The sequence below is a fragment of the Halobacterium sp. CBA1126 genome (genome assembly GCF_009741975.1).
GTDB lineage: Archaea > Halobacteriota > Halobacteria > Halobacteriales > Halobacteriaceae > Halobacterium.
Window position 1 is genome coordinate 1 of sequence record NZ_WPCF01000124.1, and the last position, 6602, is coordinate 6602.

8 protein-coding genes are annotated in these 6602 nt (G+C 68.8%); 6 read left to right on the forward strand and 2 right to left on the reverse strand.

Features of this window, described 5'->3' with window-relative positions; genetic code table 11:
• Positions 1-520: putative sulfate/molybdate transporter (locus GJ634_RS13350; protein WP_197425527.1), on the reverse strand; the 520-nt coding region annotated here is incomplete at its 3' end.
• Between the two features lie 85 nt (positions 521-605).
• Entirely contained in the window at positions 606-1922 is a 1317-nt protein-coding gene (locus tag GJ634_RS13355; protein ID WP_157503365.1) for a RimK/LysX family protein, read from the reverse strand.
• A gap of 84 nt (positions 1923-2006) precedes the next feature.
• On the opposite strand from GJ634_RS13355, the gene GJ634_RS13360 reads away from it, so the two are divergent.
• From GJ634_RS13360 to GJ634_RS13385, 6 genes are all read left to right on the forward strand, one after another.
• Positions 2007-3020: a succinylglutamate desuccinylase/aspartoacylase family protein gene (locus tag GJ634_RS13360; RefSeq protein ID WP_157503366.1), complete on the forward strand. Its 1014-nt coding sequence runs from the start codon at positions 2007-2009 to the stop codon at positions 3018-3020.
• A gap of 168 nt (positions 3021-3188) precedes the next feature.
• A complete protein-coding gene (locus tag GJ634_RS13365; protein ID WP_157503367.1) occupies positions 3189-4154 on the forward strand; it encodes a hypothetical protein in 966 nt (321 codons plus the stop codon).
• Between the two features lie 132 nt (positions 4155-4286).
• On the forward strand, positions 4287-4679 hold the full coding sequence (gene sdhC, locus GJ634_RS13370; RefSeq protein ID WP_058983187.1) for a succinate dehydrogenase, cytochrome b556 subunit: 393 nt from the start codon (positions 4287-4289) through the stop codon (positions 4677-4679).
• Position 4680: 1 nt separating this feature from the next.
• Entirely contained in the window at positions 4681-5043 is a 363-nt protein-coding gene (locus tag GJ634_RS13375; RefSeq protein ID WP_157503368.1) for a succinate dehydrogenase hydrophobic membrane anchor subunit, read from the forward strand.
• A 1-nt stretch (position 5044) separates the two neighbouring features.
• The gene (locus tag GJ634_RS13380; RefSeq protein ID WP_157503369.1) at positions 5045-5914 is read left to right on the forward strand and encodes a succinate dehydrogenase/fumarate reductase iron-sulfur subunit; all 870 of its coding nucleotides are present in this window, start codon (positions 5045-5047) and stop codon (positions 5912-5914) included.
• Position 5915: 1 nt separating this feature from the next.
• A partial coding sequence (locus GJ634_RS13385) for an FAD-binding protein (RefSeq protein WP_157503370.1) occupies positions 5916-6602 on the forward strand: 687 nt, incomplete at its 3' end.

Below are 6602 nucleotides of genomic sequence, written 5' to 3' on the forward strand. Positions count from 1 at the left end.
CGCCGACGACGACCACGGCGAGCGCGCTCGCCCGAACCGAGACGACCGCGACGAGCGCAGCGACGGCGACGGCGACGCCGGCCAGAACGACGTCTGTGGTGGCGAGGCCGAACGCGGTCTCGAAGAGCACGAGCGCGACCGCGAGCTGGACGCCGCGGACGACCGGCTGGCCGACGAAGCGGCTGAGGCGGCCGAGCAGGCCGGTCGCACCGGCGACGAGCAGCGTGCCGCCCGCGAGCAGGCCGGCGGCCGCGAGCCCGCCGGCCGTCAGCGAGCCCGCGATTGCGAGCGCCGCCAGCGCCTTCATCGGCTCGACGGACACCGGCACGCCGTAGCGGACGCCCCAGACGACCTGGAAGACGCCGAACCAGACGAGCACGGGCGCCAGCGCCACGTCCGACAGCGCCGCGAGCGCGACCACCACGGGGACGACCGTAACCGAATCCCCTATCGCTCCCGTGACGTCGTCCGGGAACTCGACGGTGGTCGCGTGCGAGACGACGCGCTCCGAGAATGCCATCGTGCACCGGGACGGCTGCCGCACGCAAGAAGCTGGCGCGTGCCCGAAACCAGTTTTCTCGGCCCGAGAGAGTGAGTGGTTGTCGTTACTCCTCGTCGGCCGCGTCGACGCGGCGCTTGACGTTGACCTGGTACTCCTGGAGGATGTCCCGGCCGAGCAGCAGCGGGTAGTCCATGTGGCCGCGGTCCTCCAGCGACGCGGCGACGGTGTGGCGGTCGCCGCCGACGCCGACGACGATGTCGACGACCGGCCGCGCCTTCCCGGACTTCATGCTCCCGGAGCGCACCTTCGTCATCGACTTGATGGGGCCGGCGCCGATTTCCGCGGCGAGCCGGGTGTCGATGCTCGTCCGCGCCGCGCCCGTGTCGGACTTCGCGACGACGCGCTCCGTGCCGCTGGTCCCCGACACGAGCACGTCCTCCGTGTAGCCGATGGTCGCGGCCTTCTCGGCGGCCGGCTGCGGCTCGGTCTCGACGGCCGCGGGCTTCGAGTCGTCCAGCGTCCGCGCGAGCTCCGCGACCTCGTCGTCGTCGACCTCGCCGCCCGCCGTCTCGATAGCGAGCTTGGCGACGTACGGCGCCGGGCTGACGCCGGTCGCGGCGAACAGCCCCTTGAACCCCGCCGTGGGGTTCACTTCGAGGAGGTACCAGCCGTCCTCGCCCTCCACGAGGTCGACGCCGGCGTAGTCGAGACCGACGGTGTCGGCGACCGACAGCGCCATCTCGGCGGCCTCCTCGGGCACGTCGTCGACGCCCTCGACGGAGCCGCCGAGCGCGACGTTCGTCCGCCAGTCGTTGTCCGGCGCGTACCGCCGCATCGTCGCGATGATGTCGCCGTCGACGACGTACACCCGGAGGTCGCGGTGGCGGTCGCTGTCCCGCTCGACGAGCTCCTGCAAGAACGCGAACCGGTCGCCGACGCGGGGGTTGACGCGCTCGTCGGCGCTGATCTTCCACGTGCCGCCGCCGTGCGTGCCGATGGCGGTCTTGTAGACGACCTCCTCGCCGTACTTGCCCTTCTCCTCGTTCAGCCGGTCGGCGTCGAGCGCGAGCGTCGCGTCCGGCAGCCGCACGTCGCCGTCCGCCAGCGTGGTCGCGGTCGCGAACTTGTGGAACGCCGTGAGCACGTTCCGCGGGCGGTTCAGCATCGGCCGGAGCTGGCTCAGCGACAGCGCCAGCCCGAGCAGCTCGGCGGGCTGTTCGGTCTTCGAGAGGAGCAGGCGGTTGGCGACGACGTCGACGTTCGGGTCGAGCGTCGACTCGTTGTCCGCGATGTCCACGCAGAGGTTGTTCTCGCGCAGCCAGACGCCCGAGTGGCCGAGCGCTTCGACGGCGTTCAGAATCGCCTTCGTCTCCTTGCTGTTGTGGAAGCTGAGCACGCCGACAGAGACAGCATCGTCCATTACGAGTAGCTTCGATGGGCAGCGACTAAACGATGCCGACAGGGGGACGACTCTGTTTTACGTGTCGGCCGTCAACGTCGTCGCATGACAGACGGGGCGTTCACGTACGACGGCGGCCGGGTCGACCCGGGGGAGCGCGCGGACATCCGGTACACCGTCAGCGAGACGTACCTCGGCGACCCCGTCCGCATCCCCGTCTCCGTGGTGAACGGCGAGCAGGACGGGCCGACCGTCTTCCTCTCGGCGGCCTCCCACGGCGACGAGCTCAACGGCATCGAAGTCGTACGGGAGGTCGCCCACGAGTGGTCGCACGCGAACCTCCACGGGACGCTGGTGTGTATGCCCGTGCTGAACGTCCCGGGGTTCGTCACCCAGCAGCGCTACCTCCCGGTCTACGACCGCGACCTCAACCGCTCGTTCCCCGGCGACGAGACGTCGACGGGCGCGAAGCGGATGGCCGCCCAGATATTCAGGAACTTCGTCGAGCCCTGCGACTTCGGGCTGGACTTCCACACGTCGACCCGCGGCCGCACGAACATGCTCCACGTCCGCGCGGACATGAGCGACGACGACGTGGTGCGGCTCGCGCGGTCGTTCGGCTCGAACGTCGTCATCGACAGCGACGGGTCGTCGGGGACGCTGCGCCGCGAGGCGACCGACGCGGGCGTCCCGACGGTCACCGTGGAGATGGGGGAAGCCCACCGGTTCCAGCGCGGCCTCATCGACCGCGCGCTCGACGGCGTGCAGAGCGTGCTCGCGGGCTACGGCGTCTACCCGACGGAAGCCGTCGACCTGCCGGCGTGGTGGACCGTCGTCACCACCGACCAGAAGACGTGGATTCGCGCCGACGACGGCGGCCTCGTGGACATGCACTACGACCGCGGCGACCTCGTCCGCGAGGGCGACGCCATCTGCAGCATCTCGAACCCGTTCAAGACCGACGCCGTGGCCGTCGAGGCGCCGTTCACGGGGCTGCTCGTCGGGAAACTGGAGAACCCCGTCGTCTACCCGGGGAACCCGCTGGTCCACCTCGTGGAACTCGACGCGGGCACCCAGCGCGCCTACGAGCGCGCCGAAGGAGTCAGTACGCCGTCGTAGCGCCCGGAGTGCGGCGAACGTGTTCGGCGCGCGAACGACGTGTGTAACGTGCAGTAACTCTTTACAGAAACAAACGCCGAGCCCTCCCGATAAAACGTCTAAAGAGCGCTAAAGTCGAGTTAACTGAACCGGTGTTTTTCCTCCCCGGCGGCCGACGGTCCGACTGCGATGTCTCACCACTCGACTCACACCAGACGCAGCGTCGTCAAGGCGGTCGGCGCGACCGCAGCGGCCGGCCTGTTCACCGGCGCGGCGGGCGCAGTCGACACCGCCAACGGCGGGCTCGACGTCGTCAAATCGCCCACCGGGAACACCCTCCACGACGTCGAATCGACGGCCGCGGGCGCGTTCGCGGTCGGCGGCGGCGGCGTGGTGCTCGAGCGGACCGCGGTCGGCTGGCGGAAGCTGCTCGACGGCGGCCCGACCGGCAACGGGAACAACCTCTACGGCGCGGACGTCACCGACGACGGCGAGCGCCTGTGGTTCGTCGGCGCGTCCGGCGCCATCGGCGAGTACGACGTCGAAGCCGGCGTGCTGAACGACCGCTCCGCGCCGATGGACGTCACGAACAACTTCAACGACGTCTCGGTCACCGGCGAGGCCGGCGAGGCGAACGTCTACGTCGCCGGCGACTCCGGGAAGGTGTACCACTCCGACGAGAACGGCGAGACCGGCTCGTGGGACTACACCACGCCCGGGTCGGGGGCCGCGATCAACGCGATCGACTTCTTCGACGACCGCAGCGGACACGTCGTCGACGGCAACACCACGGTCTTCTACACCCGCGACGGCGCGACGTGGGACAGGCTCGGCATCGCGGACGCCAACCACAACTTCTACGGCGTCGACTCGGACGGCTTCGACGACGTCTGGGTGTCCGGCGCCGGCGGCACCGTCTACCACTGGAACGGCAGCGAGTGGGCGCGCTCGGACACCGGCGACGCCACCCTCCGCGACGTCGAAGTCGGTGACGGCGGCGCCGGCGCGACGGTCGGCGGCGGCGGGAAGTACTACGCCACCGGCGGCAGCGAGTGGACGGTCCGCAGCACGCCGACCGGCCAGAACCTGAAAGCCGTGCTGCGCGGCGACACGACCGTCGCGGTCGGTGCGGGCGGCACCGTTCTCGAAGGCTGACCGCCCGCAGGCGCCCCCGTCGTCTCCGTTCTCCGCCGCGGACGAGGGTGTCACGCGCCCAACGCGTCGCGGCTTGCGCGACACGCCCGTGTAGTAACTTCTATGTGCGGAGGGACCACACGCTCGAATGGTATGAGTCAGTCGTACGACCGAGGCCTCATCGAGGACTTCGGGCGGTGGCGGGAGTTCACCGCCGGGATGTGGGCCTGGGTATTTCACAAGTTTACGGGGTGGGTGCTCATCGGGTACCTGTTCACCCACATCGCCGTCCTGAGCACGTCGATGCAGGGCGCCGAGACGTTCAACAGCACGATTCAGGGGTTGGAGAGCCTCGCGCTCGTCCGGCTGCTGGAGGTCGGCCTGCTGGCGGTCGCCGTCTTCCACATCCTGAACGGCATCCGGCTGCTGTTCGTCGACCTCGGCGTCGGTCTCGAATCGCAAGACAAGAGCTTCTACGCGTCGCTCGTGCTGACCGGCGTCATCGTCGTCGCGAGCGTGCCGACGTTCGTCTCGGGGGCATTCTAAGATGGCACAGAGATACTCCTCGTTCAGTTCGGGTTCGACGGCGTGGCTACTCCAGCGCATCACCGCGGCGTTCCTCGTGGTCGTGCTGGCGTTCCACTTCTTCAACCTCCACTTCGTCACCCACGCCTACGAGATCGAGTTCGCTGGCGCACAGGCTCGCATGCAGAACGTCGGCTACTACGTCACGATGGTTCTGTTCCTGCTGACCGCGACGTTCCACGGCGTCAACGGCGTCTACAACGCGCTGGTCAACCAGGGCATCGACGGCGTCCAGAAGCGCGTCGTCCAGGTCGTGCTCGGCGTCGCCTCGCTGTTGCTCGTCGTCCAGGGGATTCGCGTCGCAAACACGCTCGCGGGGTTCTAACATGAGTACGCAGACACCCGACACCGAGACCGAGGCCGAACAGCCCTCCTCGACGTCGCCGCAGCAGCGGCGCATGGAGAAAAAGCAGGCGCAGAAGGACCAGCGGGAGGCCGACGAAGCGGCCGCCGCCAACGAGATCGAGGGCGAGACGGTCGAGCTGAAGGTGTTCCGCTACGACCCCGAGATCGAGGGCAAGGAGGAGCCGCGGTTCGACTCCTTCACCGTCCCCTTCGAGAAGGGGATGACCGTCCTCGACGCGCTCATCTACGCCCGCGACGAGTACGACTCCAGTCTCACGTTCCGGCACTCCTGCCGGCAGGCAGTCTGCGGGTCGGACGCGTTCTTCGTCAACGGCCGCCAGCGGCTCGGCTGCCAGACCCAGATCGCGGACCTCGACGGCCCCGTGCGCGTCGAACCGCTCCCGCACCAGGACGTCGTGAAGGACCTCGTCGTGGAGATGGACCACTTCTACGACCAGATGGAGTCCGTCGACCCGTTCTTCGACCCCGACGAGACGCCCGACGACGAACTCGAAGAGCAGCGCCAGGACCGCGAGAACCGCGAGAAGGTGAAGCTCTCGACGCGCTGCATCTGGTGTGGCGCGTGTATGTCCTCGTGTAACATCGCCGCGGGCGACAACGAGTACCTCGGCCCGGCGGCCATCAACAAGGCCTACCGCTTCTACATGGACGAACGCGAGGGCGAGAACAAGCGCCAGGAGCGCCTCGAGATCATCGAGGCCGAACACGGCGTCTGGCGGTGTCAGACCCAGTTCTCCTGTACGAACGTCTGTCCGAAGGACATCCCGCTCACCGAGCACATCCAAGAGCTGAAGCGCGAAGCCGTCAAGCAGAACCTCAAATTCTGGTAACATGTACGAGCACGACGTAATCGTAGTCGGCGGCGGTGGCGCGGGGCTCCGCGCCGCGATCGCCGCCCACGAGGAAGGCGCAGACGTAGCGATTGTCACGAAACTCCACCCGGTGCGCTCGCACACGGGGGCCGCGGAGGGCGGCATCAACGCCGCCCTGCGGGAGGGCGACTCCTGGCAGGACCACGCGTACGACACGATGAAGGGGTCGGACTACCTCGGCGACGCCCCCGCAGTCGACACGTTCGCGCAGGACGCCCCCGAGGAGGTCATCCAGCTCGAACACTGGGGGATGCCGTTCTCCCGCGAGGAGGACGGCACGGTCAGCCAGCGGCCGTTCGGCGGGCTCTCCTTCCCGCGGACGACGTACGCGGGCGCCGAGACCGGCCACCACATGCTCCACACGCTGTACGAGCAGGTGGTCAAGCGAGGCATCGAGGTGTACGACGAGTGGTACGTCAGTCAGGTCGCGGTCACCGACGAGGACGACCCCAACGAGCGGGACTGCCACGGCGTCGTCGCGTGGGACGTCCAGTCCGGCGAAATCGCGGGCTTCCGCGCCCGCGACGGCGTGATTCTGGCGACCGGCGGCCTCGGACAGGCGTACGACCACACGACCAACGCCGTCGCCAACACCGGCGACGGGGTGGCCATCGCGTACCGCGCCGGCGTCCCGATGGAGGACATG

Excerpts from the sequence above, each read along its gene's own strand:
- GJ634_RS13365 (WP_157503367.1), top strand. The coding sequence starts at position 3,189 with ATGTCTCACCACTCGACTCACACCAGACGCAGCGTCGTCAAGGCGGTC.
- GJ634_RS13355 (WP_157503365.1), bottom strand. The coding sequence starts at position 1,922 with ATGGACGATGCTGTCTCTGTCGGCGTGCTCAGCTTCCACAACAGCAAG.
- GJ634_RS13375 (WP_157503368.1), top strand. The coding sequence starts at position 4,681 with ATGGCACAGAGATACTCCTCGTTCAGTTCGGGTTCGACGGCGTGGCTA.
- GJ634_RS13380 (WP_157503369.1), top strand. The coding sequence starts at position 5,045 with ATGAGTACGCAGACACCCGACACCGAGACCGAGGCCGAACAGCCCTCC.
- GJ634_RS13360 (WP_157503366.1), top strand. The coding sequence starts at position 2,007 with ATGACAGACGGGGCGTTCACGTACGACGGCGGCCGGGTCGACCCGGGG.
- sdhC (WP_058983187.1), top strand. The coding sequence starts at position 4,287 with ATGAGTCAGTCGTACGACCGAGGCCTCATCGAGGACTTCGGGCGGTGG.